The following is a 21,937-nucleotide window of genomic DNA, read 5'->3' as shown; positions in this document are numbered from 1 at the left end:
CGTGAAGGCGGCCGCACCGTCGGTGCCGGCATCGTCGTCACCATCAAGGAATAATTGGACTGAAACGGATCTGTCGCGGGCGCGGGAGCTGCCCGCGCCGCGCCAGAACAAGGAATTGACGCATGAACGGACAGAATATCCGCATCCGCCTTAAGGCGTTTGACCACCGGGTGCTCGACGCCTCGACGCGCGAAATCGTGTCGACCGCCAAGCGCACCGGCGCCAACGTCCGCGGCCCCATTCCGCTGCCGACGCGGATCGAAAAATTCACGGTCAACCGGTCGCCCCACGTCGACAAGAAGAGCCGTGAGCAGTTCGAAATGCGCACGCACAAGCGGCTGCTCGACATTGTCGATCCGACCCCGCAGACGGTCGATGCTTTGATGAAGCTCGATCTGGCGGCCGGTGTCGACGTCGAGATCAAGCTCTAAGGAATGGAGCGCGGCAAGGGGCGTTGCCCCCGGCCCGGAACTCTAAAGGAATTGAACCGATGCGTTCAGGTGTGATTGCAAAGAAGGTGGGAATGACCCGCATCTATAACGATGCCGGGGAACACGTTCCCGTCACCGTTCTCCAGATGGAGAACTGCCAGGTCGTGGCTCAGCGCACGCAGGAGAAGAACGGCTACACCGCCGTCCAGCTCGGCGTTGGCCTTGCCAAGGTGAAGAACACGTCGAAGGCGATGCGCGGCCATTTCGCCGCCGCTTCCGTCGAGCCGAAGGCGAAGCTCGCCGAGTTCCGCGTGTCGGCCGACAACATGATCGACGTCGGCGCCGAGCTGACCGTCGAGCATTTCGTCGCCGGCCAGAAGGTGGACGTCACCGGCACCTCGACGGGCAAGGGTTTCCAGGGCGTGATCAAGCGGCACAACATGGGTGGTGGCCGCGCGACCCACGGTAACTCGGTCTCGCACCGCACGCACGGTTCGACCGGCCAGCGCCAGGACCCCGGCAAGGTGTTCAAGGGCAAGAAGATGGCCGGCCACATGGGCGACACCCGCGTCACCACGCAGAATGTCGAAGTCGTCTCGACCGACGCCGATCGCGGCCTGATCCTGATCCGCGGCGCGGTTCCCGGCGTCAAGGGCGCCTGGATCCTGGTTCGCGACGCCGCCAAGGTTGCGCTGCCGGCCAATGCGCCGAAGCCGGCCGCGATCCGTGCCGCTGCCGCCAAGAACGAAGCCCCGGCCACTGAGGGAGCCGAATAATGGATCTCAAGATCACAACGCTGGGCGGCAAGGACGCCGGCAAGGTGAAACTCTCCGAGGAGATTTTCGGCCTTGATCCGCGCGAAGACATCCTGCAGCGCGTCGTGCGCTGGCAGCTCGCCAAGAAGCAGCAGGGCACGCACAAGGCCAAGGGCCGCGCCGAAATCGCACGCACCGGCGCCAAGATGTACAAGCAGAAGGGTACGGGCCGCGCCCGTCACCACTCGGCTCGCGCTCCGCAGTTCCGCGGTGGCGGCAAGGCACACGGCCCGGTCGTTCGCAGCCATGAGCACGAGCTGCCGAAGAAGGTCCGTGCGCTGGGCTTGAAGCATGCTCTCTCGGCCAAGGCCAAGAGCGCTTCGCTCATCATCGTCGACGAGCTGAAGCTCGCCGACGCCAAGACCAAGGCGCTGGTGGCGAACCTCGAGACGCTGGGGCTGACCAACGCCCTGGTGATCGGCGGCGCCGAGCTTGACCAGAACTTCAAGCTGGCCGCGACCAACATTCCGAACATCGACGTGCTGCCCATCCAGGGCATCAACGTCTACGACATTCTGCGCCGCGGCACGCTGGTCCTTTCGAAGGCCGCCGTCGAGGCTCTCGAGGAGCGCTTTAAATGACCGACCTCCGTCACTACGACGTGATCGTCTCGCCGGCGATCACCGAAAAGTCGACCATGGCTTCCGAGCAGAACCAGGTCGTCTTCAACGTCGCCAAGAAGGCGTCGAAGCCGGAAATCAAGGCTGCCGTGGAAGCTCTCTTCGGCGTCAAGGTGACGGCTGTGAACACGCTCGTCCGCAAGGGCAAGATCAAGCGCTTCCGCGGCACCGTTGGCCGCCAGGGCGATGTCAAGAAGGCGGTTGTGACGCTGGCCGACGGCCAGTCGATCGACGTCGCGACGGGTCTCTGAGCAAGGCCGCGAGGACAGGACAATGGCACTTAAGAAATTCAACCCGGTAACGCCGAGCACCCGCCAGCTGGTCATCGTCGACCGCTCGGGTCTCTATAAGGGCAAGCCCGTCAAGGGCCTGACCGAAGGCCTGACCAAGTCGGGCGGCCGCAACAATTACGGCCGCATCACGGCCCGCTTCATCGGCGGCGGTCACAAGCGTTCGTACCGCATCATCGACTTCAAGCGTAAGAAGTACGACGTTGTCGGCACGGTCGAGCGTATCGAATACGATCCGAACCGCACCGCCTTCATCGCGCTGATCAAGTATGACGATGGCGAGCTGTCCTACATCCTGGCTCCGCAGCGCCTGGCTGCCGGCGACAAGATCGTGGCCGGCGAAGCGGTTGACGTGAAGCCGGGCAATGCGATGCCGCTGGCCTCGATGCCGGTCGGCACGATCGTCCACAACATCGAGCTGAAGCCGGGCAAGGGTGGCCAGGTCGCCCGTTCGGCTGGCGGTTACGCCCAGCTCGTCGGCCGCGACCAGGGCATGGCGATCCTTCGCCTCAACTCGGGCGAGCAGCGCGTCGTGCACGGCTCCTGCATGGCCACCGTCGGTGCCGTGTCGAACCCCGACCACGGCAACATCAACGACGGCAAGGCCGGTCGCACCGTGTGGCGCGGCAAGCGCCCGCACAATCGCGGCGTGGCCATGAACCCGGTCGATCATCCGCATGGCGGCGGCGAAGGCCGCACCTCGGGTGGCCGTCATCCGGTTTCGCCCTGGGGCAAGCCGACCAAGGGCAAGAAGACGCGGTCCAACAAGGCGACCGACAAGTTCATCCTGCGCTCGCGCCATCAGCGCAAGAGCTAAGAAGAGGTAACGCCAAGTGACTCGTTCGATTTGGAAAGGCCCCTTCATCGACGGCTACCTTCTCAAGAAGGTGGACAAGGTTCGTGAAGGTGGTCGCAATGAGGTGATCAAGATGTGGAGCCGTCGCTCCACCATCCTGCCGCAGTTCGTCGGCCTCACCTTCGGTGTCTACAACGGCCAGAAGCACGTCCCGGTCTCGGTGAACGAGGACATGGTCGGCCACAAGTTCGGTGAATTCGCTCCGACCCGGACCTATTACGGTCACGGCGCGGATAAGAAGGCGAAGAGGAAATAATCATGGGCAAGGCCAAAGCTCCGCGCAGGCTTGCTGATAACGAGGCGCGTGCCGTTCTGCGCACGATCCGTATCAGCCCGCAGAAGCTGAACCTGGTTGCCGCGCTGATCCGCGGCAAGAAGGTCGCGACAGCGCTTTCCGACCTCGAATTCTCGGCCAAGCGGATTTCCGGCACGGTCAAGAAGACGCTGGAATCGGCGATCGCCAACGCGGAAAACAATCACGACCTCGACGTCGATGCGCTGGTCGTGGCGGAAGCCTATGTCGGCAAGTCCATCGTCATGAAGCGTTTCCACGCTCGTGGCCGCGGTCGCGCCAGCCGTATCGAAAAGCCGTTCTCGCACCTCACGATCGTCGTTCGTGAAGTCGAGGAAAAAGGGGAGGCCGCATAATGGGCCAGAAAGTCAATCCGATCGGGCTGCGTCTCGGCATCAACCGTACCTGGGATTCGCGCTGGTTCGCGAACACCGGCGAGTACGGCCAGCTGCTGCATGAGGACATCAAGATCCGCAAGTATCTTGAGAAGGAACTCAAGCAGGCCGCGATCTCCAAGGTCGTGATCGAGCGTCCGCATAAGAAGTGCCGCGTCACCATCCACGCCGCGCGCCCGGGCCTCATCATCGGCAAGAAGGGCGCCGACATCGAGAAGCTTCGCAAGAAGCTGACCGAGATGACGAAATCCGAAACGCATCTCAACATCGTTGAAGTGCGCAAGCCGGAAATCGACGCGACGCTGATCGCCCAGTCGATCGCCCAGCAGCTCGAGCGCCGTATCGCGTTCCGCCGTGCCATGAAACGTGCCGTTCAGTCGGCCATGCGTCTCGGCGCCGAAGGCATCCGCATCAACTGCTCCGGCCGTCTCGGCGGCGCCGAAATCGCGCGCATGGAGTGGTACCGCGAAGGCCGCGTGCCGCTGCATACGCTGCGCGCCGATGTCGACTACGGCACGGCCGAGGCTAACACGGCCTACGGTATCTGCGGCGTCAAGGTGTGGGTGTTCAAGGGCGAGATCCTCGAGCACGACCCGATGGCTTCCGAGCGCCGTGCAACCGAAGGTGATGCCGCGCATGGCGGCGGCGGTGCTGGTGGCGAGCGCGAACGCGGCCGCCGTCGCGAGAACGCCTGAGACATTTGAGAATTTGGAGTTAGAACGATGCTGCAGCCAAAGCGCACAAAGTTCCGCAAGCAGTTCAAGGGCCGTATCCACGGTACCGCCAAGGGCGGCACCAGCCTGGATTTCGGCGGTTTCGGGCTGAAGGCGCTTGAGCCCAACCGCGTCACCGCGCGCGAGATCGAGGCGGCCCGCCGCGCGATCACCCGCGAGATGAAGCGCGCCGGCCGCGTCTGGATCCGGGTGTTCCCGGACCTGCCGGTCACCTCGAAGCCGACCGAAGTTCGCATGGGTAAGGGCAAGGGCGCAGTCGACTATTGGGCGGCGCGCGTCAAGCCCGGCCGTATCATGTTCGAGATCGACGGCGTCAGCGAGGAGACCGCTCGTGAAGCGCTGCGCCTCGGCGCCGCCAAGCTCTCGGTCAAGACGCGCTTCGTGCAGCGCATCGCAGAATAAGGACAGGCGATCATGAAAGCCGAAGACATCCGGACCAAGACCCAGGATCAGCTGACCGACGACCTGGCCGCTCTCAAGAAGGAGCAGTTCAACCTGCGCTTCCAGAAGGCCACCGGCCAGCTTGAAAAGACCGCGCGCGTGAAGCAGGTCCGCAAGGATATCGCGCGCATCAAGACCATCGCCGCGGAAAAAGCCGCGGCCAAGAAGGGTTAAGGACGAGAACCATGCCAAAGCGCATCCTGCAGGGCACCGTCGTCAGCGACAAGAACGAGAAGACGGTCGTGGTCAAGGTCGAGCGTCGCTTCACCCATCCGGTGATGAAGAAGACCGTGCGCATGACCAAGAAGTACAAGGCGCACGACGAGAACAACGCTCACAAGGTCGGCGACCAGGTGTTCATCCAGGAATCGAAGCCGATTTCGAAGGACAAGCGCTGGGTTGTCGTCTCTTCGGATCAGGCTTGATCCGGGCGAACGAACCGAATTTTGGACAGACCGGGGAGGGGTGAAGAACCCGTCCCGTTAGAAAAGAAGAAGGCGGCCAGTCATGATTCAGATGCAAACAAACCTCGACGTCGCGGACAATTCCGGCGCCCGTCGTGTCATGTGCATCAAGGTGCTGGGCGGCTCGAAGCGGAAATATGCCTCCGTCGGCGACATCATCGTGGTGTCGATCAAGGAAGCCATTCCGCGCGGCCGCGTTAAGAAGGGCGATGTGATGAAGGCGGTCGTGGTTCGCACGGCCAAGGACATCCGCCGCCCGGACGGCAGCGTGATCCGTTTCGACAAGAACGCGGCCGTTCTCGTCGACAATAAGAAAGAGCCGATCGGCACCCGTATCTTCGGACCGGTTCCGCGCGAATTGCGCGCCAAGAACCACATGAAGATCATCTCGCTCGCGCCTGAAGTGCTGTAAGGAGCCGGACCAATGCAAAAGATCAAAAAAGGCGACAAGGTCGTCGTGCTTGCCGGCAAGGACAAGGGCCGTTCGGGCGAAGTCCTGTCGGTACAGCCGAAGGAAGACACCGCGGTTGTCCGCGGCGTGAACCTCATTCGCCGTCACCAAAAGCAGACCCAGTCCCAAGAGGGCGGGATCATCACCAAGGAAGCGCCGATCCACCTGTCGAATATCGCGCTGGCCGACCCCAAGGACGGCAAGCCGACCCGCGTCGGCTTCACCATCCAGAAGGATGGCAAGAAGGTGCGCGTCGCCAAGCGTTCGGGAGAAGTCATCAATGGCTAAGGCTGAAACCAAGCAGGCAACTGCCAAGAACGAGCCGCGCCTCAAGAAGGTCTACAACGAGACCATCCGCAAGGCGATGCAGGAGCAGTTCGGCTACGACAACGACATGCAGGTTCCGCGCATCGACAAGATCGTGCTGAACATGGGTGTCGGCGAAGCAACCGCAGACTCCAAGAAGCCCTCGGTCGCGGCCGAGGATCTGGCGCTGATCGCCGGCCAGAAAGCCGTCGTCACCCGCGCCCGCAACTCGATCGCCGGCTTCAAGGTGCGCGAGAACATGCCGATCGGCGCCAAGGTCACGCTGCGCAAGGAACGCATGTACGAGTTCCTCGACCGCCTCGTGAACATCGCGCTGCCGCGCGTTCGCGACTTCCGCGGACTGAACCCGAAAAGCTTTGACGGCCGTGGCAATTACGCCATGGGCATCAAGGAACACATCGTGTTCCCGGAGATCAACTACGACAAGGTTGATCAGGTCTGGGGCATGGACGTCATCGTTTGTACGACGGCGAAGACGGATGACGAGGCCAGAGCGCTGCTCAAGGCCTTCAACTTCCCCTTCCGCCAGTAACGGCAGCGAAAAAGGAAAAATCTGAAATGGCAAAGACCAGCTCAGTCGAGAAGAACAACCGGCGCCGCAAGCTCGCCGACCAGTACGCCGCCAAGCGCACGGCGCTCAAGGCCATTATCATGGATCAGTCCAAGCCGATGGAAGAGCGTTTCCGCGCCCAGTTGAAGCTTTCGGCGCTGCCGCGCAACTCGGCCAAGATCCGCATCCGCAACCGCTGCGAGGTGACGGGCCGTCCGCGCGCCTATTATCGCAAGCTGAAGCTTTCGCGTATCGCGCTTCGCGATCTGGGCAATACCGGCCAGATCCCGGGCCTGGTCAAGTCGAGCTGGTAAGGAGACACTGAGATGTCATTGAGCGATCCTCTCGGCGATATGCTGACCCGCATCCGCAACGCCTATGGCCGCAAGAAGTCGAGCGTTTCGACCCCGGCCTCGCGTCTGCGTGCCCGCGTCCTCGAGGTGCTGAAGTCGGAAGGCTATATCCGCGACTACAGCCAGACCGACTTCGAAAACGGCAAGTCGGAAATCGAGATCGAGCTAAAGTATTTCGACGGTGCCCCGGTGGTGCGCGAGATCGAGCGCGTCTCGAAGCCTGGCCGCCGCGTCTATGTCTCGGCCAAGTCGATCCCGCAGGTCGCCAACGGCCTCGGCATCGCCATCCTCTCGACGCCGAAGGGCGTCATGGCCGACCATGAAGCGCGCGAGCAGAATGTCGGCGGCGAAATTCTCTGCCAGATCTTCTGATCCGGCGCGAGATTGATGAATGGGCTTCGGTTCTCGGGATCGCGCCCGGGAACTGGAACCTGAAACCAAAGAAGTGACGAGGACAACAAAATGTCTCGTATCGGAAAGAAACCCGTTTCGCTGCCGCAGGGCGTGACCGCCTCCGTCAACGGCCAGACCGTGACGGCGAAGGGTCCCAAGGGCGAGCTGAAGTTCGTGGTGAACGACGAAGTGCTGGTGAAGATGGAGAACAACGAGATCTCCGTCGAGCCGCGCGACCAGACCAAGAACGCCCGCTCCAAGTGGGGCATGTCGCGCACGCAAATCGTCAACATCCTGCAGGGCGTGAAGGACGGCTTCGAGAAGAAGCTCGAGATCACCGGCGTCGGCTATCGCGCGGCGCTGCAGGGCAAGAACCTGCAGCTGGCGCTCGGCTTCAGCCACGACGTGGTCTATGAGACGCCCCAGGGCATCACCATCACGGTGCCGAAGCCGACCGAAATCACGGTCTCGGGCATCGACAAGCAGCAGGTCGGCCAGGTCGCCGCCGAGATCCGCGAATATCGCGGTCCCGAGCCCTACAAGGGCAAGGGCGTGCGCTATGCCGACGAGCGCATCGTGCGCAAGGAAGGCAAGAAGAAGTAATCAGCCTGGCCCCGAAAGGCCAAGCCGGAGAAATGTAACGCCGCGGGGAGCGGCCGCGGGAGGCTTGGCCTACCGCACAGGGTTGCCCCCGTTTTCTGAAGGCAAGGAACTGACATCATGGCAAGCCCCAAAGAAACCATCCAGCGCCGCGCGCAGCGCGTGCGCCGCCAGCTGAAGAAGGTCGCCGGCGAGCGTCCGCGGCTTTCGGTGCACCGTACATCGAAGAACATCTACGTTCAGGTGATCGACGACGCCAACGGCCACACGCTGGCCGCCGCCTCGACGCTCGAGAAGGACCTCAAGGGTTCGCTCAAGACCGGCGCAGACACCGCTGCCGCGGCCGCGGTCGGCAAGCTGATCGCCGAGCGCGCCGCCAAGGCGGGCGTCAAGGAAGTCGTCTTCGACCGCGGCCCGTATATCTATCACGGCCGCGTCAAGGCGCTGGCCGAGGCAGCTCGCGAAGGCGGCCTCAGCTTCTGATTTTTCGCCGCTGACGACCCCAAGGCGGCGTCAGTAATTAGCAACCCGTGCTTCCGGAAAAGAACAAGGACTAGGATATGGCACAGGAACGTAGAGAAGGCGGCCGCGGCCGAGAGCGTGAACGCGAAGAGCGTGACGACGGCATGGTGGACAAGCTCGTCCACATCAACCGCGTCGCCAAGGTGGTGAAGGGTGGCCGTCGTTTCGGCTTTGCCGCTCTCGTCGTCGTCGGCGACCAGAAGGGCCGCGTCGGCTTCGGCCACGGCAAGGCGCGCGAAGTGCCGGAAGCCATCCGCAAGGCGACCGAATCGGCCAAGCGCGACATGATCTTCGTGCCGCTGCGTTCGGGCCGCACGCTGCATCACGACGTCGAGGGCCGTTGGGGCGCCGGACGCGTTCTGCTGCGCGCCGCCAAGCAGGGTACCGGCATCATCGCCGGCGGCCCGATGCGTGCCGTCTTCGAGACGCTCGGCATGCATGACGTGGTCGCCAAGTCGATGGGTTCGTCGAACCCCTACAACATGGTTCGCGCCACCTTCGACGCGCTGAAGAGCCAGATGCATCCGAAGGATGTGGCTGCCGCGCGTGGCATCAAGTACTCGACCCTTCAGGCCCGCCGCGGCACCGCCGTCGCGGCTGAAGAATAGTCGACGCTGACCAGGGATTTCGACCATGGCCAAGAAAGCTACCAAGACCATTACCGTCGAGCAGATCGGGTCCCCGATCCGCCGGCCGAAGGAGCAGCGCGCGACGCTGGTCGGCCTCGGCCTGAACAAGATGCACAAGCGGCGCACGCTGGAAGACACCCCTTCCGTGCGCGGCATGATCGCCGCCGTCCAGCACCTCGTCCGCGTCGTGGACGAGGCCTGAACGGAAGCGCAGGAGAAGAATGATGAAACTCAACGATCTGCGTGACAAGGACGGCGCCACGCACTCCAAGAAGCGCCTCGGTCGCGGCATCGGCTCCGGCTCGGGCAAGACCGCCGGTCGCGGCGTCAAGGGCCAGAAGGCCCGTTCGGGCGTTGCCATCAACGGTTTCGAGGGTGGCCAGATGCCGCTCTACCGGCGCCTGCCGAAGCGCGGCTTCAACAACCTGTTCGGCAAGAGCTTCGCGATTGTGTCGCTGGCCAAGATCCAAGCAGCGATCGATGCCAAGAAGCTTGACGCCAAGGCGGCCGTGACGGCCGAGGCCCTGGTTACCGCCGGCGTCATCCGCCGCGCCAAGGACGGCGTGCGCGTGCTGTCCGACGGCGAGCTCAAGGCCAAGCTCTCCTTCGACGTCGCCGGCGCCTCCAAGGCCGCGATCGAGAAGATCGAGAAGGCCGGCGGTTCGGTGAAGCTGCCGGAAGCGGCCGGCGCCGAGTAACGGCGATTTGAAGCGCGGCCGAGCGGGATGATTTCGCATTTTCCGTCGAACCGCGCTTTGACCAGATGAATTGGGCGGCCGCGTCAACGCGGCCGCTTGCATGTTTAAGGTCCGGAGCTTATCTCGTGAGCTTCGGTGACACGCGCGCCTGAGCTGCGGGCATAGAGCGTGACACAGAAATCAATGAAGTAGAGCATGATATCGTCCGAAAACCGCTCCATATTTTTCGGGTCATGCTCTAGCGGAGAATCAGGCATGGCTTCGGCTGCTGAACAACTAGCCTCCAATCTGAATTTCGCGGCCTTCGCCAAGGCCGAGGATCTCAAGAAGCGCATCTGGTTCACCATCGGCGCGCTGCTCGTCTACCGCCTCGGCACCTATATCCCGCTTCCCGGCATCAACCCCGACGCTTTCGCCCAGGCCTTCTCCTCGCAGAGCAAGGGCGTGCTCGGCATGTTCAACATGTTTGCAGGCGGCGCCGTGCAGCGCATGGCGATCTTCGCGCTGGGCATCATGCCCTACATCTCCGCCTCCATTATCATGCAGCTGATGACCTCGGTCATCCCGTCGCTGGAAGCGCTGAAGAAGGAAGGCGAGCAGGGCCGCAAGATCATCAACCAGTACACGCGCTACGGCACCGTGCTTCTGGCGCTGATCCAGGCCTACGGCATTTCGATCGGCCTCGAAGGCGGCAACGGCATCGTCAACGATCCCGGCATGTTCTTCCGCATCTCGACCGTCGTCACACTGGTCGGCGGCACCATGTTCCTGATGTGGCTCGGCGAGCAGATCACGGCGCGCGGCATCGGCAACGGCATTTCGCTGATCATCTTCTCCGGCATCGTCGCGGGCCTGCCGCGGGCGATCTCCGGCACGCTGGAGCTCGGCCGCACCGGCGCGCTGTCGACGGGCCTCATCCTCGCCATCATCGTTCTGGCCATTATCGTCATTGCGCTCATCGTCTTCTTCGAGCGCGCGCAGCGCCGCCTGCTCATCCAGTATCCGAAGCGCCAGGTCGGCAACCGGATGTTTCAGGGCGATACCTCGCATTTGCCGCTGAAGCTCAACACCTCGGGCGTCATCCCGCCGATCTTCGCGTCCTCGCTGCTGCTTCTGCCGGCCACCGTCGCGGGCTTCTCGCAGGCGACCAACATGCCGGCCTGGGCAAGCACGATCCTGGCCTCGCTTGGCCACGGCCAGCCGCTCTACATGATCTTCTATGCGGGCATGATCGTCTTTTTTGCCTTCTTCTACACGGCGATCGTCTTCAATCCGAAGGACACGGCCGACCAGCTCAAGAAGCATTCCGGCTTCATCCCGGGCTATCGTCCGGGTGAGCGCACGGCCGACTATATCGACTATGTTCTGACGCGTATCACCGTCGTCGGCGCCATTTACCTGGTGCTGGTCTGTCTGCTGCCAGAGTTCCTGATTTCGGCGACTGGCGTACCTTTCTATCTCGGTGGCACATCGCTTCTGATCGTGGTCAGTGTCACGCTCGACACGGTGGCGCAGATTCAGGGCCACCTGATCGCGCACCAGTATGAGGGCCTGATCAAGAAGTCGAAGTTGCGCGGGGGTAAGAGGAGCAGATGAGGCTGATATTGCTTGGGCCGCCAGGAGCGGGCAAGGGGACGCAAGCACAAAGACTGGTAGAAGAATACGGCATCCCGCAGCTCTCGACGGGCGACATGCTGCGTGCCGCCGTCCAGGCCGGAACCGAGGTCGGCAAGCGCGCCAAGGCGGTGATGGATGCGGGTGAGCTGGTCTCGGATGCGATCGTCAACGCCATCGTCGCCGAACGCATCGATCAGCCGGATTGCGCCAAGGGCTTCATCCTCGACGGTTATCCGCGCACGCTGGTCCAGGCGGACGCTGTCGAGGCGATGCTTGCCGAGCGCGGCATTGCGCTCGACACCGTCATCGAGCTGGTCGTCGACGACAAGGCGCTGGTTGGCCGAATCGTCAAACGCGCCGAGGACGCCAAGGCTGCCGGCCAGCCGGTGCGCAAGGACGATAATCCGGAGGTGTTCGAGGAACGCCTGCGCGAATACTACAAGAAGACGGCGCCGCTGACCGGTTACTACTACGCCAAGGGCAAGCTCAAGACCGTCGACGGCATGGCCAGTATCGATGCCGTGACCGCCGAGATCGGCAAGGTGCTCGCGGCCGCCGCGAAGTAGGCTGCGCAGACAATTGACGATTGCGCTTGGCGACAATTGACGATTGCGCTTGACTGGAGGGGGGCGTTGGGGTATGGCGGCCCGTCTTCCTATCAGGCATGGACTTTGCTTGCCCTTGCGGGCAAGGCATCCGCTTTGAACCAGGAAACTCCCGCAAGGGCCGGCCTCCACCGGACGCGGGGCAACTTCGACAGCGCCGGGCATGCCCGGCCCACATGGAGAAAGAGAAGAAAATGGCTCGTATAGCCGGCGTCAACATTCCGACCAACAAGCGCGTCGTCATTGCGCTTCAGTACATTCACGGCATCGGCAAGAAATTTGCCCAAGAGATCGTCGATAAGGTCGGCATCCCGGCGGACCGCCGCGTCAACCAGCTGACCGACGCGGAAGTGCTGCAGATCCGCGAGACGATCGACCGCGACTACCAGGTCGAGGGCGACCTGCGCCGCGAAGTCTCGATGAACATCAAGCGGCTCATGGACCTCGGCTGCTACCGCGGCCTGCGTCACCGCCGCTCGCTGCCGGTCCGTGGCCAGCGCACGCACACCAATGCGCGCACCCGCAAGGGTCCGGCCAAGGCGATCGCCGGCAAGAAGAAGTAATTTAGGGAGTAAGGGAGTAGGGCAGTAAGGCAATAGGGATTGCGTTTTCCCTACTCCCTTACTGCCTTACTCCCCTACTGCCTTCCCAAGGTGGAGCCGCTGGCATTACGGCGGTGTAGAGATCAACTGAAAGGACTACCATGGCCAAGGAAGCCGCTCGTGTTCGCCGTCGCGAACGCAAGAACATCTCGTCGGGCGTCGCCCACGTCAATTCGACCTTCAACAACACCATGATCACCATCACCGACGCGCAGGGCAATTCGATTGCCTGGTCGTCGGCCGGTGCGCAGGGCTTCAAGGGTTCGCGCAAGTCGACCCCGTTCGCTGCCCAGATGGCTGCCGAGGACGTCGCCAAGAAGGCGCAGGAACACGGCATGCGCATGCTCGAGGTCGAGGTCTGCGGACCCGGCTCCGGCCGTGAATCGGCTCTTCGCGCGCTGCAGGCCGCAGGCTTCACCATCACCTCGATCCGCGACGTGACGCCGATCCCGCACAATGGCTGCCGTCCGCGCAAGAAGCGCCGCGTCTGATTTTTTAAACGCCGCGCGAACGCCACGGCGTTCCTCCGCGGTTTTCCGTGTCGCCCGCCACGATTGGATGGTGGCGGGGCAAAGGAAGGAAGATATTTATGATCCAGAAAAACTGGCAGGAACTGATCAAGCCGAACAAGATCGAGTTCTCGTCGAAGAAGAAGACGCTGACCACGCTGGTGGCCGAGCCGCTCGAGCGCGGCTTTGGTCTCACGCTGGGCAACGCGCTGCGGCGCGTGCTTCTGTCTTCGCTGCGCGGCGCGGCTGTCACCGCCGTTCAGATCGACGGCGTGCTGCATGAATTCTCGTCCATCGCCGGCGTGCGCGAGGACGTGACCGACATCGTGCTCAACATCAAGGAAATAGCCATCCGCATGGAAGGCGATGGTCCCAAGCGCATGGTCGTGCGCAAGCAGGGCCCGGGCGCCGTGCTCGCCGGCGACATCCAGACCGTGGGCGACGTCGAGATCCTCAACCCCGACCACGTCATCTGCACGCTGGACGAGGGCGCCGAGATACGCATGGAGTTCACCGTCGACACCGGCAAGGGCTATGTCCCGGCAGAGCGCAACCGCGCCGAGGACGCGCCGATCGGCCTGATCCCGGTCGACAGCCTCTACTCGCCGGTCAAGAAGGTCTCCTACAAGGTGGAGAACACCCGTGAGGGCCAGGTTCTCGACTATGACAAGCTGACCATGACCATCGAGACCAACGGCTCGATCTCGGGCGAGGACGCAGTCGCGTTCGCCGCCCGCATCCTGCAGGACCAGCTCGCGCTGTTCGTCAATTTCGACGAGCCGCAGAAGGAAGTCGCAGCCGAAGCCGTCACCGAGCTCGCCTTCAACCCGGCGCTGCTCAAGAAGGTCGACGAGCTCGAGCTTTCGGTGCGTTCGGCCAACTGCCTGAAGAACGACAACATCGTCTATATCGGCGACCTGATCCAGAAGACCGAAGCCGAGATGCTGCGCACCCCGAACTTCGGCCGCAAGTCGCTGAACGAGATCAAGGAAGTGCTGGCCGCCATGGGTCTGCACCTCGGCATGGAAGTGCCGGACTGGCCGCCGGAAAACATCGAAGACCTCGCCAAGCGTTACGAAGACCAATATTGAGCATGAATTCCAAGGATCGGCGGCGAGAGCCGCTCGATCCGACGGTCATGCGGAAAACCATCAGAGGCCATGGCCTCTTGAACAACTGAAGAAGGAAAAGAGCCATGCGCCATGGTTTCAAAGGCCGTCGCTTCGCCCGCAGCGTAAGCCACCGCAAGTCGATGTTCGCCAACCTCGCCGTGTCTCTGATCGAGCACGAGCAGATCGTCACCACTCTGCCGAAGGCGAAGGACCTGCGTCCGATCGTCGAGAAGCTCGTCACGCTCGGCAAGCGCGGCGACCTGCACGCCCGTCGTCAGGTCATCGCCCAGATCGGCAACGAGCTGGTCGTGAAGCGCCTGTTCGACACGCTTGCGCCGCGTTACACGCAGCGCAACGGTGGCTATCTGCGCATCATGAAGGCGGGCTTCCGCAAGGGCGACAACGCCGCGATGGCGGTGATCGAATTCGTCGACCGCGACACCTCGGCCAAGGGCGCCGCCGACCGCGCCCGTATCGAGGCGGAAGGCGCCAATGAGGAAACCGCGGCCGCCTGAGGCCGCTGTTTCGCCAATGACTTCGAGGGGCCTACGGGCCCCTTTTGCATTTGGAGCAGGTTTGAGCCGAGTGAGCGGAATTTCACGCCCAGGCTCAAGCTTTTGCGCGACAAGTGTCGCATTTGTGTGCATTAGCCTTTCATTCTGCACATTCGTCGAGACAATGGCGCCCGATCTGGAGGGATTCGAAAATGCACCTCAAACGAGTGTTTCTTGTTGCCGCGCTGGCTATCTTCGCCGCGGCACCGGCCGCAAGACAGGCTTTTGCCGAGGATGCCGCCAAGCCGGCCGATCCGGGCCTCTCCGATGTGCTGACCGACCTGCTGCATGGCGTCGAAGGCGAGAACGGCACGTCCGGACCTGACAAGCGCGTCCCGTTCGGCCGTGAGGAGGTGCAACTCTCCTTTGCGCCGCTGGTCAAGCAAACGGCCCCGGCCGTCGTCAATGTCTATGCCTCGCAGACCGCCAAGGTGACGTCGCCTTTCGAGGGCGATCCCTTCTTCGAGGAGTTCTTCGGCCGCGCCCAGCCGCGCGCGCAGTCCTCGCTGGGCTCCGGCGTTCTGGTCGATCCGACCGGCGTCATCGTCACCAACTTCCATGTCATCAAAGATGCTGACGAGGTGAAGGTCGCGACCGCCGACGGACGCGAATTCACCTCCAAGGTCATGCTCAAGGACGAAACGCTCGATCTCGCCGTGCTCAAGATCTCGGCCGACAAGCCGTTCCCGGTGATTGCCATCGGCGATTCCGACGCGCTCGAGGTCGGCGACCTGGTGCTCGCCATCGGCAATCCGTTCGGCGTCGGCCAGACCACCACCAGCGGTATAGTCTCGGCGCTTGCCCGCAGCCATATCGGCGTCTCGGATTCGGGCTATTTCATCCAGACCGATGCGGCCATTAATCCGGGCAATTCGGGCGGCGCGCTGATCAACATGGGCGGTCAGCTGGTCGGCATCAACACGGCGATCTACAGCCGCAGCGGCGGCTCGATCGGTATTGGCTTCGCCATCCCCTCGAACATGGTGCGCGCCTTCGCCGACGCCGCCAAGGCCGGGCTGGACTTCTTCGAGCGTCCCTATATCGGCGCAGAATTCGAAATGGTGACCCCGCAGATCGCGGAATCGCTCGGCATGGAGAAGCCGACCGGTGCCCTGGTGTCGTCCGTGGACGCAGCCGGGCCTGCCGGCAAGGTTGGCCTGAAGCCTGGCGACGTCATCCTGTCGCTCAACAACACGCCGGTCGAAAGCATCGAGGCGCTCGACTACCGCATGGCGACGCTGTCGATCGGCACCAAGGCGACGTTCGGCGTGCTGAGCAAGGGGCAGCAGACGACGCTGGAAATCCCGCTGGAGCGCGCGCCGGAAGGCGCCAAGCCCAGTGAGGTCACTCTGCGTGGCCGCAGCCCCTTTTCCGGCGCCAAAGTCGCGGAGCTTTCGCCCAGACTTGCCCAGCGGCTTGGCCTGCGCACCGATCTCAAGGGCGTCACCGTCATCGATATCAGCCGCGATTCGCCGGCCGCCGATTTCGGCTTCCAGCCGGGCGACATCGTGCGCGAGGTGAACGGCACCACCATCGAGACCGCGGCAACGCTGGCGCAGGTTGCCCAGCAGGACACGCGCTGGTGGCGCTTTACCGTCGAGCGCGGCGGGCAGATACTGCGCCAGGTGTTGCGTTATTGAGGCGATCTGCCCATTTAGAGCATGATCCCGAACCGAAGGCCCGCGTAGCAAAAAGCCGGAACCGGTGTTCGGACAAGATAATGCTCTCAAAACGGCGGAATCGCGTTTCAACCAAAAGACTTGCATGGCCGATCTGTTCAGTTCCGATGAGCCGGAAAAGGCGCCGCCCGGGCGGCCGCTGGCCGATCGGCTGCGCCCGAAAAACCTCGGCGAGGTCGTCGGCCAGGAGCATCTGACCGGCCCGGACGGCGCGCTGACCAGGCTGATCGATTCCGGCTCGCTCGGCTCGATGATCTTCTGGGGTCCGCCCGGCACCGGCAAGACGACGGTGGCGCGGCTGCTCGCCGGTGAGACCAACCTTGCCTTCGAGCAGATCTCTGCCGTGTTTTCCGGCGTCGCGGACCTCAAGAAAGTGTTCGAGGCGGCGAAGCTCAGGCGCGCCAGCGGCCGCCAGACGCTGCTCTTCGTCGACGAAATCCATCGCTTCAACCGCGCCCAGCAGGACGGTTTTTTGCCGGTGATGGAAGACGGCACCGTGGTGCTGGTCGGCGCCACCACGGAGAACCCGTCCTTCGAGCTGAATGCAGCACTTCTGTCGCGAGCGCGTGTGTTGGTGTTCCGTTCGCTGAGCGAGGAAAGCATCGCCAAGCTTCTGGCCCGGGCGGAAGAAACCGAGGGCAGGGCGCTGCCGCTCGACGAAGAGGCGCGCGCGATGCTGATCCGCATGGCGGATGGCGACGGCCGCGCCTCGCTGACGCTGGCCGAGGAAGTCTGGCGCGCCGCAAAGAAGGGCGAGGTGTTCGGCCCGGAAGGCCTGCAACGCGTCATCCAGCGCCGAGCGCCGATCTACGACAAGGGCCAGGACGGCCATTACAATCTGATCTCGGCACTGCAGAAATCGGTGCGCGGCTCCGATCCGGATGCGGCGCTCTATTATCTTGCCCGCATGTTCGATGCCGGCGAGGATCCGCTCTATCTTGGCCGCCGGCTGGTGCGCATGGCGGTGGAGGATATCGGGCTCGCCGATCCTCAGGCGCTTGTCGTCGCCAATGCGGCCAAGGACGCCTATGACTATCTTGGCTCGCCCGAGGGCGAACTCGCCTTCGCCCAGGCCGCCGTCTATCTCGCCACGGCGCCGAAATCGAACGCAGTCTACACAGCCTTCAAGGCTGCGACCGCGGCGGCCAAGGAGTTCGGCTCGCTGCTGCCGCCCAAGCACATCCTCAATGCCCCAACCAAGCTGATGAAGCAGGAGGATTACGGCGCCGGCTATCGCTACGACCATGACGAGCCGGACGCGTTTTCAGGCCAGGACTATTTTCCGGAGAAGATGGGCCGGCACACTTTCTACGATCCGCCGGAACGCGGTTTCGAGCGCGATATCCGCAAGCGGCTGGAATACTGGGCGAAGCTGCGCAGCGAACGGAACAGCTGAGTTCCGCGGCCCGGCGGTCGGCACGCTTCGTCGCCAAGCAACGCGATGGTGGACCACACCTGCTGCGGCATTGTGCCGGGAAACAAAAAATCCTATCAAGACGCACGGCTGGCGGGGGTCGCCGTGATTTGGCAAACGCAACAGGACCGCGCTCCCGCGCGCATGACAATGACAAAGCAAACCGTCAAGACGCTCCGCAAGGCCGCCATCGCGGTCGTGGTCCTCGCGCTCGCCTTCTATTTCATCCCGATCCTGACCGCCATCTGGGTCGTCTGCGGCCTGATCGATGTCATGCGCAACGACCAGAAGGACCGGAACCTGTTCGAACGTTATTTCCTCGGCAATGGCCTGTTCACCTGGCTGTTGTCGCCGTTCAATCTGGTCGTCGACCTTCTCTGCTACCGCAACCCCGGCGTCTGGAAACCAGAGCAGTTCCCTGAGGACTATCAGCGCGAGATCAACGAGGTCCTGGGCGTCTTCAAGGAGCGCAAGGACGAGATCATCGCCGACATCGACGCCAATTTCGGCGCCGGCCGGCGCGGCATGTATGTCTACCAGTGGTACGGCAAGCACAAGATCGACAATGTTCCCGAATTCAGCAGGGATTACAAATACATCAAGACGATCGCGGTATCCGTTTTCAGCAAGCGCGAATCCACATCCTGGCATTTCGGTCCGCTCCGGCTCAGCCTGCGCATCCTCTACAATCTGATTCCGGTGCAGGCGGAGATTTTCGTCCAGTGCGGCAGCAAGAAGAACTACTGGTACGACAACCCTTTGTTCATCTTCGACGACACGCTGTTCCACCGCTCGGTCAACGAATATGACGGCCGCCGCTACTGCGTCTTCGTCGACATCATCCGGCCTTCTCCGTTCCCAAAACTGATCGCGGGCCTTCTCGCCATCGTCTCGGTCAGCGTGGAGCGCATCAATTCCATCTTCTACAAGAACTGGAAGATGATCGGTTCGTCCAAGCCGAAGGCCGCTGCCAACTGATCACCGCGCTTCTTCAATCGGTGGTTCGGCCGGCGTGCGGCCGAACCTCGGATGGCTGCGATTGGGGTAATCATCCGGCTTTGTTGGGTCTTTGGCTCGCAACATGCTCGCCTTAGTGCTATGGCCCCGCTTTCAAACGGAAAAGCGTAGCCATGGCAGGTGTTGAACAGATCACGGTTGAGGCCGGCGAGGCGGGCATGCGGCTCGACCGCTGGTTCAAGGTGCATTACCCGGGCCTCGGCTTCGGCCACCTGCAAAAGCTGTTGCGTTCGGGGCAGATCCGCGTCGACGGCGGCCGGGTAAAGGCCGACACGCGCGTCGAGCCCGGCCAGTCTGTCCGCGTTCCGCCACTCGACGTCGACAAGAAGGGGGATGCGCCGCTCACCGGCCACTCGATCCGCAATCAAGGCGATGCCGACGTGCTCGCCAAGATGCTTCTGCATGAGGATCCGAAGGTCTTCGTCTTCAACAAGCCCGCCGGCCTCGCCGTGCAGGGCGGCTCGGGCGTCACTCGCAATGTCGACGACATGCTGGAGGCGTGGCGCAACCAGAAGGGTGAGAAGCCGCGCCTCGTCCATCGCCTCGACCGCGACACGTCCGGCGTGCTGGTGGTTGCCCGCACCCGTCTTGCCGCGATGAAGCTTTCGGAAGCGTTCCGCGCGCGCGAAACCAAGAAAACCTACTGGGCGCTGGTCAAGGGTGTGCCGCCCAAGCGCGAGGACAAGATCTCGACCTGGCTGATCAAGGAGCCGACGGAGGATGGCGACCGCGTGCGCGTGGCCGCGCATGGAGAGAAGGGCGCCGACCACGCCGTCTCCTACTACCGTGTCATCGAGCAGGCGGCGCAGACGATGACCTGGCTTGAGATGGAGCCCTATACCGGCCGCACTCACCAGCTTCGCGTTCACGCCGCCTACATAGGTTGCCCGATCATTGGCGACCCCAAATATTTTGAGGCCGATACCAACTGGGACTTCCCGGGCGGCATTCAGAACCGCCTGCACCTGCATGCGCGCCGCATAATCATCCCGCATCCCGACCAGGGTACCATCGACGTGACGGCGCCGATGCCGCCACATATGCGCCAGAGCTGGAACCTGATCGGCTTCGACGACCAGAGAGCGGAAGACTGACTTGGCTGTCGCCCCCGCATTGGATCGCCGCGATGCGGTCGACATGGCGGCGGCGGCCATCATGGTCGGGCTGACCTTTTCCTGGGGCCTGAACTACGTTGCCGCCAAGGTCTCCTATGCGGGCTACGACCCAGTCTTCGTCTCGATCGCACGTTCGCTCATCGGGGGAGCCTGCGTATTCGCCTGGTGCCGGCTGCGCGGCATCAAGCTCTTCGAAGCGGACGGGACGCTTAGTGCCGGCATCATCGTCGGCGTGCTCTTCGGCGTCGAGTTCCTCTGCCTCTATATCGGGCTCGAATACACGACCGTTGCCCGCAACACGCTCCTGGTCAACACAATGCCGTTCTGGGTGCTGATCGGCGGCCATTTCCTGCTTGGCGAGCGCATCAACGCGCGCAAACTCGGTGGGCTTGTTCTCGCCTTCTGCGGCCTGGCGGCGGTTTTCGCCGACGGCATCGCTGCCGGCAGCGACGCGACACTGACAGGCGATCTGCTCAGTCTCGGTTCGGGCATTCTCTGGGCGGCGACCAGCATCGTCATCAAGCGATCGAAGCTGGTTGAGACGCGCGCGGAGAAGCTGCTGCTCTATCAGCTGGCCGGCGCTGCCATTGTGGGTGCCTTGGTGATGCCTTTCGCCGGTCCGCCGATCCGCGCGGTTGCCGCTTTGCCGACGCTGGCGCTGCTGTTCCAGTCTTTCTATATCGTTGCCTTCACCTATGTGTTGTGGTTCTGGCTGCTCACGCGCTATCCGGCAGCAAGCCTGTCGAGCTTCGCCTTCCTGTCGCCGGTGTTCGGCGTCCTGTGCGGCGCGCTGCTGTTGGGCGAGCCGCCGACGGTCAGGATAATCGTGGCGCTCGGCCTGATCGCGGCCGGGCTGATTATCGTCAACCGGCCGGCGCGCAGGCAGCCAACAGCATAGATCAGCTCGCCGAACAGCAAGCTGCTCTATCTCTTTGTTTTGACGCAATTCCGGACGGAAAACCGCTTCACACTTTTCCTGGAATTGCTTTAAGGAGTTCGGCATGCGCGACATCCTCGAAGACCTCGAAGCCGGCAAATTGCTGTCCGATCCCGATCCCGTGCGCCGCGCCCAGATCCAGATGAAGACGTCGCTGCCGAAGCGTTTCTACAAGGCCGTTTCGGTGGCTCCCGTCGAGAACGGTTTTGCCATCCATCTCGACGGACGGCCGGTGCGCACGCCGGGCAAGGCCGTGATGGTGCTGCCGACCGAAAAGGCCGCCGCCCTAGTGGCCGATGAATTCAGCGCGCAAACCGAGGTCATCGATCCGATGACGATGCCCGTCATGCGTCTCGTCAACACCGCCGTCGACGGCGTCGCCTCCGATCCGCAGGCGGTGCTGGAGGACGTGCTGCGCTTCGCCTCGTCCGATCTTTTGTGCTACCGGGCCGATGGGCCGCAGGGACTCATCGATCGCCAGAACAAACTCTGGGATCCGGTGCTCGACTGGGCACGCAGCAGCCTCGGCGCGCGCTTCAATCTTGCCGAAGGCGTCATCCATGTCGAGCAGCCGCGCGAAACCATCGCCGTCCTCGGCGCGCATCTTGGCCAACGCTCCGAGCCGATGCGGCTGGCCGCCATCCATGTCATGACGGCGCTGACCGGCTCGGCGCTGCTGGCTTTAGCCGTCGATTTCGGCGAGCTCGACGCCGAGGAAGCTTGGGCGGCGGCCCATGTCGACGAGGACTGGCAGATCGAGCATTGGGGACAGGATGCCGAGGCGGTGGCGCGTCGCTCGGCGCGCAAGCGCGACATGATGGCGGCGGTCAGCCTGCTCGAGGCGCTGCAAGGCTAAAGCAATTGCAGGAGGTGGGCAGCGGCTTCTGGCCAAGAATTGCGCGAAGCTGAGCCGCT

Annotated in this window: 33 protein-coding genes; all 33 read left to right on the top strand. The window is 63.0% G+C overall.

Going from position 1 to position 21,937, the window contains the following annotated elements; genetic code table 11:
* Positions 1–122: 122 nt before the first annotated feature.
* The 33 genes from rpsJ to LB528_RS20275 all read left to right on the top strand — a co-directional run bounded on the left by rpsJ (position 123) and on the right by LB528_RS20275 (position 21,878).
* On the top strand, positions 123–431 hold the full coding sequence (rpsJ, locus tag LB528_RS20435; RefSeq protein WP_006205468.1) for a 30S ribosomal protein S10: 309 nt from the start codon (positions 123–125) through the stop codon (positions 429–431).
* Between the two features lie 59 nt (positions 432–490).
* Positions 491–1,207: a 50S ribosomal protein L3 gene (gene rplC, locus LB528_RS20430; RefSeq protein ID WP_224509813.1), complete on the top strand. Its 717-nt coding sequence runs from the start codon at positions 491–493 to the stop codon at positions 1,205–1,207.
* Positions 1,207–1,827, top strand: coding sequence for a 50S ribosomal protein L4 (gene rplD / locus LB528_RS20425; RefSeq protein WP_224509816.1), 621 nt, complete (start codon positions 1,207–1,209; stop codon positions 1,825–1,827). Before rplC ends, rplD begins: the two co-directional genes overlap by 1 nt.
* Positions 1,824–2,117 carry a 50S ribosomal protein L23 gene (locus tag LB528_RS20420; RefSeq protein ID WP_040983033.1) on the top strand — a complete coding sequence of 98 codons (294 nt, stop codon included), beginning with the start codon at positions 1,824–1,826 and terminating at the stop codon, positions 2,115–2,117. The genes rplD and LB528_RS20420 overlap by 4 nt, the downstream gene beginning before the upstream one ends.
* Positions 2,118–2,139: 22 nt before the next feature.
* The gene (gene rplB / locus LB528_RS20415; protein ID WP_126084116.1) at positions 2,140–2,973 is read left to right on the top strand and encodes a 50S ribosomal protein L2; all 834 of its coding nucleotides are present in this window, start codon (positions 2,140–2,142) and stop codon (positions 2,971–2,973) included.
* Between the two features lie 16 nt (positions 2,974–2,989).
* Positions 2,990–3,268 carry a 30S ribosomal protein S19 gene (gene rpsS / locus LB528_RS20410; RefSeq protein WP_015317982.1) on the top strand — a complete coding sequence of 93 codons (279 nt, stop codon included), beginning with the start codon at positions 2,990–2,992 and terminating at the stop codon, positions 3,266–3,268.
* Between the two features lie 2 nt (positions 3,269–3,270).
* Complete coding sequence (gene rplV, locus LB528_RS20405; RefSeq protein WP_010909277.1) at positions 3,271–3,660, top strand: 50S ribosomal protein L22; 390 nt, start codon at positions 3,271–3,273, stop codon at positions 3,658–3,660.
* Positions 3,660–4,394, top strand: coding sequence for a 30S ribosomal protein S3 (gene rpsC / locus LB528_RS20400; protein ID WP_140815875.1), 735 nt, complete (start codon positions 3,660–3,662; stop codon positions 4,392–4,394). The genes rplV and rpsC overlap by 1 nt, the downstream gene beginning before the upstream one ends.
* Before the next feature lie 27 nt (positions 4,395–4,421).
* Entirely contained in the window at positions 4,422–4,835 is a 414-nt protein-coding gene (gene rplP, locus LB528_RS20395; protein WP_224716075.1) for a 50S ribosomal protein L16, read from the top strand.
* Between the two features lie 12 nt (positions 4,836–4,847).
* Positions 4,848–5,048, top strand: coding sequence for a 50S ribosomal protein L29 (rpmC, locus tag LB528_RS20390; protein ID WP_042642190.1), 201 nt, complete (start codon positions 4,848–4,850; stop codon positions 5,046–5,048).
* Between the two features lie 11 nt (positions 5,049–5,059).
* Positions 5,060–5,299, top strand: coding sequence for a 30S ribosomal protein S17 (gene rpsQ / locus LB528_RS20385; RefSeq protein ID WP_023675136.1), 240 nt, complete (start codon positions 5,060–5,062; stop codon positions 5,297–5,299).
* 82 nt (positions 5,300–5,381) lie between these two features.
* Positions 5,382–5,750 (top strand): 50S ribosomal protein L14, encoded by a 369-nt coding sequence (gene rplN / locus LB528_RS20380; RefSeq protein ID WP_006205457.1) that lies wholly within the window; start codon positions 5,382–5,384, stop codon positions 5,748–5,750.
* Between the two features lie 12 nt (positions 5,751–5,762).
* Positions 5,763–6,077: a 50S ribosomal protein L24 gene (gene rplX / locus LB528_RS20375; protein ID WP_042642195.1), complete on the top strand. Its 315-nt coding sequence runs from the start codon at positions 5,763–5,765 to the stop codon at positions 6,075–6,077.
* Positions 6,070–6,648: a 50S ribosomal protein L5 gene (gene rplE / locus LB528_RS20370; RefSeq protein ID WP_095765509.1), complete on the top strand. Its 579-nt coding sequence runs from the start codon at positions 6,070–6,072 to the stop codon at positions 6,646–6,648. Before rplX ends, rplE begins: the two co-directional genes overlap by 8 nt.
* A 26-nt stretch (positions 6,649–6,674) precedes the next feature.
* Positions 6,675–6,980, top strand: coding sequence for a 30S ribosomal protein S14 (gene rpsN / locus LB528_RS20365; protein WP_042642199.1), 306 nt, complete (start codon positions 6,675–6,677; stop codon positions 6,978–6,980).
* 12 nt (positions 6,981–6,992) lie between these two features.
* Positions 6,993–7,391 (top strand): 30S ribosomal protein S8, encoded by a 399-nt coding sequence (gene rpsH / locus LB528_RS20360; RefSeq protein ID WP_042642201.1) that lies wholly within the window; start codon positions 6,993–6,995, stop codon positions 7,389–7,391.
* A 90-nt stretch (positions 7,392–7,481) separates the two neighbouring features.
* Positions 7,482–8,015, top strand: a complete 534-nt coding sequence (gene rplF / locus LB528_RS20355) for a 50S ribosomal protein L6 (RefSeq protein WP_095818135.1) — start codon at positions 7,482–7,484, stop codon at positions 8,013–8,015.
* A gap of 117 nt (positions 8,016–8,132) precedes the next feature.
* Complete coding sequence (rplR, locus tag LB528_RS20350; RefSeq protein WP_095765507.1) at positions 8,133–8,495, top strand: 50S ribosomal protein L18; 363 nt, start codon at positions 8,133–8,135, stop codon at positions 8,493–8,495.
* Positions 8,496–8,572: 77 nt separating this feature from the next.
* Positions 8,573–9,142, top strand: a complete 570-nt coding sequence (gene rpsE / locus LB528_RS20345; protein WP_027046810.1) for a 30S ribosomal protein S5 — start codon at positions 8,573–8,575, stop codon at positions 9,140–9,142.
* Between the two features lie 25 nt (positions 9,143–9,167).
* Positions 9,168–9,365: a 50S ribosomal protein L30 gene (gene rpmD, locus LB528_RS20340; protein ID WP_027170355.1), complete on the top strand. Its 198-nt coding sequence runs from the start codon at positions 9,168–9,170 to the stop codon at positions 9,363–9,365.
* A gap of 22 nt (positions 9,366–9,387) precedes the next feature.
* Positions 9,388–9,861 carry a 50S ribosomal protein L15 gene (gene rplO, locus LB528_RS20335; protein WP_224716074.1) on the top strand — a complete coding sequence of 158 codons (474 nt, stop codon included), beginning with the start codon at positions 9,388–9,390 and terminating at the stop codon, positions 9,859–9,861.
* A gap of 255 nt (positions 9,862–10,116) precedes the next feature.
* The gene (gene secY, locus LB528_RS20330) at positions 10,117–11,457 is read left to right on the top strand and encodes a preprotein translocase subunit SecY (protein ID WP_224582532.1); all 1,341 of its coding nucleotides are present in this window, start codon (positions 10,117–10,119) and stop codon (positions 11,455–11,457) included.
* Positions 11,454–12,044, top strand: coding sequence for an adenylate kinase (locus LB528_RS20325; protein ID WP_224716073.1), 591 nt, complete (start codon positions 11,454–11,456; stop codon positions 12,042–12,044). The genes secY and LB528_RS20325 overlap by 4 nt, the downstream gene beginning before the upstream one ends.
* Positions 12,045–12,277: 233 nt before the next feature.
* On the top strand, positions 12,278–12,646 hold the full coding sequence (gene rpsM, locus LB528_RS20320; RefSeq protein ID WP_027170351.1) for a 30S ribosomal protein S13: 369 nt from the start codon (positions 12,278–12,280) through the stop codon (positions 12,644–12,646).
* 140 nt (positions 12,647–12,786) lie between these two features.
* Complete coding sequence (gene rpsK / locus LB528_RS20315) at positions 12,787–13,176, top strand: 30S ribosomal protein S11 (protein WP_006205444.1); 390 nt, start codon at positions 12,787–12,789, stop codon at positions 13,174–13,176.
* A 98-nt stretch (positions 13,177–13,274) separates the two neighbouring features.
* Positions 13,275–14,285, top strand: coding sequence for a DNA-directed RNA polymerase subunit alpha (locus LB528_RS20310; protein WP_040983001.1), 1,011 nt, complete (start codon positions 13,275–13,277; stop codon positions 14,283–14,285).
* A gap of 104 nt (positions 14,286–14,389) precedes the next feature.
* Positions 14,390–14,821, top strand: a complete 432-nt coding sequence (rplQ, locus tag LB528_RS20305) for a 50S ribosomal protein L17 (protein WP_224716072.1) — start codon at positions 14,390–14,392, stop codon at positions 14,819–14,821.
* A gap of 191 nt (positions 14,822–15,012) precedes the next feature.
* A complete protein-coding gene (locus LB528_RS20300; protein ID WP_224716071.1) occupies positions 15,013–16,500 on the top strand; it encodes a DegQ family serine endoprotease in 1,488 nt (495 codons plus the stop codon).
* A gap of 124 nt (positions 16,501–16,624) precedes the next feature.
* Positions 16,625–17,935 (top strand): replication-associated recombination protein A, encoded by a 1,311-nt coding sequence (locus LB528_RS20295; RefSeq protein WP_224716070.1) that lies wholly within the window; start codon positions 16,625–16,627, stop codon positions 17,933–17,935.
* Between the two features lie 168 nt (positions 17,936–18,103).
* Positions 18,104–18,931: an aspartyl/asparaginyl beta-hydroxylase domain-containing protein gene (locus LB528_RS20290; RefSeq protein ID WP_224716069.1), complete on the top strand. Its 828-nt coding sequence runs from the start codon at positions 18,104–18,106 to the stop codon at positions 18,929–18,931.
* A 152-nt stretch (positions 18,932–19,083) separates the two neighbouring features.
* Positions 19,084–20,064 (top strand): RluA family pseudouridine synthase, encoded by a 981-nt coding sequence (locus LB528_RS20285; protein WP_224716068.1) that lies wholly within the window; start codon positions 19,084–19,086, stop codon positions 20,062–20,064.
* Positions 20,065–20,107: 43 nt separating this feature from the next.
* A complete protein-coding gene (locus LB528_RS20280; protein ID WP_224716079.1) occupies positions 20,108–20,983 on the top strand; it encodes a DMT family transporter in 876 nt (291 codons plus the stop codon).
* Positions 20,984–21,086: 103 nt separating this feature from the next.
* On the top strand, positions 21,087–21,878 hold the full coding sequence (locus LB528_RS20275) for an ATP12 family chaperone protein (protein WP_224716067.1): 792 nt from the start codon (positions 21,087–21,089) through the stop codon (positions 21,876–21,878).
* Positions 21,879–21,937 lie beyond the last annotated feature (59 nt).

This window comes from Mesorhizobium sp. CA4, from assembly GCF_020165075.1.
In the GTDB taxonomy this organism is placed as follows: domain Bacteria; phylum Pseudomonadota; class Alphaproteobacteria; order Rhizobiales; family Rhizobiaceae; genus Mesorhizobium.
The sequence above is the reverse complement of the archived record's forward strand: the minus strand, read 5'-3'. Positions and strand labels throughout refer to the sequence as shown.

Excerpts from the sequence above, each read along its gene's own strand:
- rpsJ (WP_006205468.1), top strand. The coding sequence starts at position 123 with ATGAACGGACAGAATATCCGCATCCGCCTTAAGGCGTTTGACCACCGG.
- rplC (WP_224509813.1), top strand. The coding sequence starts at position 491 with ATGCGTTCAGGTGTGATTGCAAAGAAGGTGGGAATGACCCGCATCTAT.
- rplD (WP_224509816.1), top strand. The coding sequence starts at position 1,207 with ATGGATCTCAAGATCACAACGCTGGGCGGCAAGGACGCCGGCAAGGTG.
- LB528_RS20420 (WP_040983033.1), top strand. The coding sequence starts at position 1,824 with ATGACCGACCTCCGTCACTACGACGTGATCGTCTCGCCGGCGATCACC.
- rplB (WP_126084116.1), top strand. The coding sequence starts at position 2,140 with ATGGCACTTAAGAAATTCAACCCGGTAACGCCGAGCACCCGCCAGCTG.
- rplV (WP_010909277.1), top strand. The coding sequence starts at position 3,271 with ATGGGCAAGGCCAAAGCTCCGCGCAGGCTTGCTGATAACGAGGCGCGT.
- rpsC (WP_140815875.1), top strand. The coding sequence starts at position 3,660 with ATGGGCCAGAAAGTCAATCCGATCGGGCTGCGTCTCGGCATCAACCGT.
- rplP (WP_224716075.1), top strand. The coding sequence starts at position 4,422 with ATGCTGCAGCCAAAGCGCACAAAGTTCCGCAAGCAGTTCAAGGGCCGT.
- rpmC (WP_042642190.1), top strand. The coding sequence starts at position 4,848 with ATGAAAGCCGAAGACATCCGGACCAAGACCCAGGATCAGCTGACCGAC.
- rpsQ (WP_023675136.1), top strand. The coding sequence starts at position 5,060 with ATGCCAAAGCGCATCCTGCAGGGCACCGTCGTCAGCGACAAGAACGAG.
- rplN (WP_006205457.1), top strand. The coding sequence starts at position 5,382 with ATGATTCAGATGCAAACAAACCTCGACGTCGCGGACAATTCCGGCGCC.
- rplX (WP_042642195.1), top strand. The coding sequence starts at position 5,763 with ATGCAAAAGATCAAAAAAGGCGACAAGGTCGTCGTGCTTGCCGGCAAG.
- rplE (WP_095765509.1), top strand. The coding sequence starts at position 6,070 with ATGGCTAAGGCTGAAACCAAGCAGGCAACTGCCAAGAACGAGCCGCGC.
- rpsN (WP_042642199.1), top strand. The coding sequence starts at position 6,675 with ATGGCAAAGACCAGCTCAGTCGAGAAGAACAACCGGCGCCGCAAGCTC.
- rpsH (WP_042642201.1), top strand. The coding sequence starts at position 6,993 with ATGTCATTGAGCGATCCTCTCGGCGATATGCTGACCCGCATCCGCAAC.
- rplF (WP_095818135.1), top strand. The coding sequence starts at position 7,482 with ATGTCTCGTATCGGAAAGAAACCCGTTTCGCTGCCGCAGGGCGTGACC.
- rplR (WP_095765507.1), top strand. The coding sequence starts at position 8,133 with ATGGCAAGCCCCAAAGAAACCATCCAGCGCCGCGCGCAGCGCGTGCGC.
- rpsE (WP_027046810.1), top strand. The coding sequence starts at position 8,573 with ATGGCACAGGAACGTAGAGAAGGCGGCCGCGGCCGAGAGCGTGAACGC.
- rpmD (WP_027170355.1), top strand. The coding sequence starts at position 9,168 with ATGGCCAAGAAAGCTACCAAGACCATTACCGTCGAGCAGATCGGGTCC.
- rplO (WP_224716074.1), top strand. The coding sequence starts at position 9,388 with ATGAAACTCAACGATCTGCGTGACAAGGACGGCGCCACGCACTCCAAG.
- secY (WP_224582532.1), top strand. The coding sequence starts at position 10,117 with ATGGCTTCGGCTGCTGAACAACTAGCCTCCAATCTGAATTTCGCGGCC.
- LB528_RS20325 (WP_224716073.1), top strand. The coding sequence starts at position 11,454 with ATGAGGCTGATATTGCTTGGGCCGCCAGGAGCGGGCAAGGGGACGCAA.
- rpsM (WP_027170351.1), top strand. The coding sequence starts at position 12,278 with ATGGCTCGTATAGCCGGCGTCAACATTCCGACCAACAAGCGCGTCGTC.
- rpsK (WP_006205444.1), top strand. The coding sequence starts at position 12,787 with ATGGCCAAGGAAGCCGCTCGTGTTCGCCGTCGCGAACGCAAGAACATC.
- LB528_RS20310 (WP_040983001.1), top strand. The coding sequence starts at position 13,275 with ATGATCCAGAAAAACTGGCAGGAACTGATCAAGCCGAACAAGATCGAG.
- rplQ (WP_224716072.1), top strand. The coding sequence starts at position 14,390 with ATGCGCCATGGTTTCAAAGGCCGTCGCTTCGCCCGCAGCGTAAGCCAC.
- LB528_RS20300 (WP_224716071.1), top strand. The coding sequence starts at position 15,013 with ATGCACCTCAAACGAGTGTTTCTTGTTGCCGCGCTGGCTATCTTCGCC.
- LB528_RS20295 (WP_224716070.1), top strand. The coding sequence starts at position 16,625 with ATGGCCGATCTGTTCAGTTCCGATGAGCCGGAAAAGGCGCCGCCCGGG.
- LB528_RS20290 (WP_224716069.1), top strand. The coding sequence starts at position 18,104 with ATGACAAAGCAAACCGTCAAGACGCTCCGCAAGGCCGCCATCGCGGTC.
- LB528_RS20285 (WP_224716068.1), top strand. The coding sequence starts at position 19,084 with ATGGCAGGTGTTGAACAGATCACGGTTGAGGCCGGCGAGGCGGGCATG.
- LB528_RS20280 (WP_224716079.1), top strand. The coding sequence starts at position 20,108 with ATGGCGGCGGCGGCCATCATGGTCGGGCTGACCTTTTCCTGGGGCCTG.
- LB528_RS20275 (WP_224716067.1), top strand. The coding sequence starts at position 21,087 with ATGCGCGACATCCTCGAAGACCTCGAAGCCGGCAAATTGCTGTCCGAT.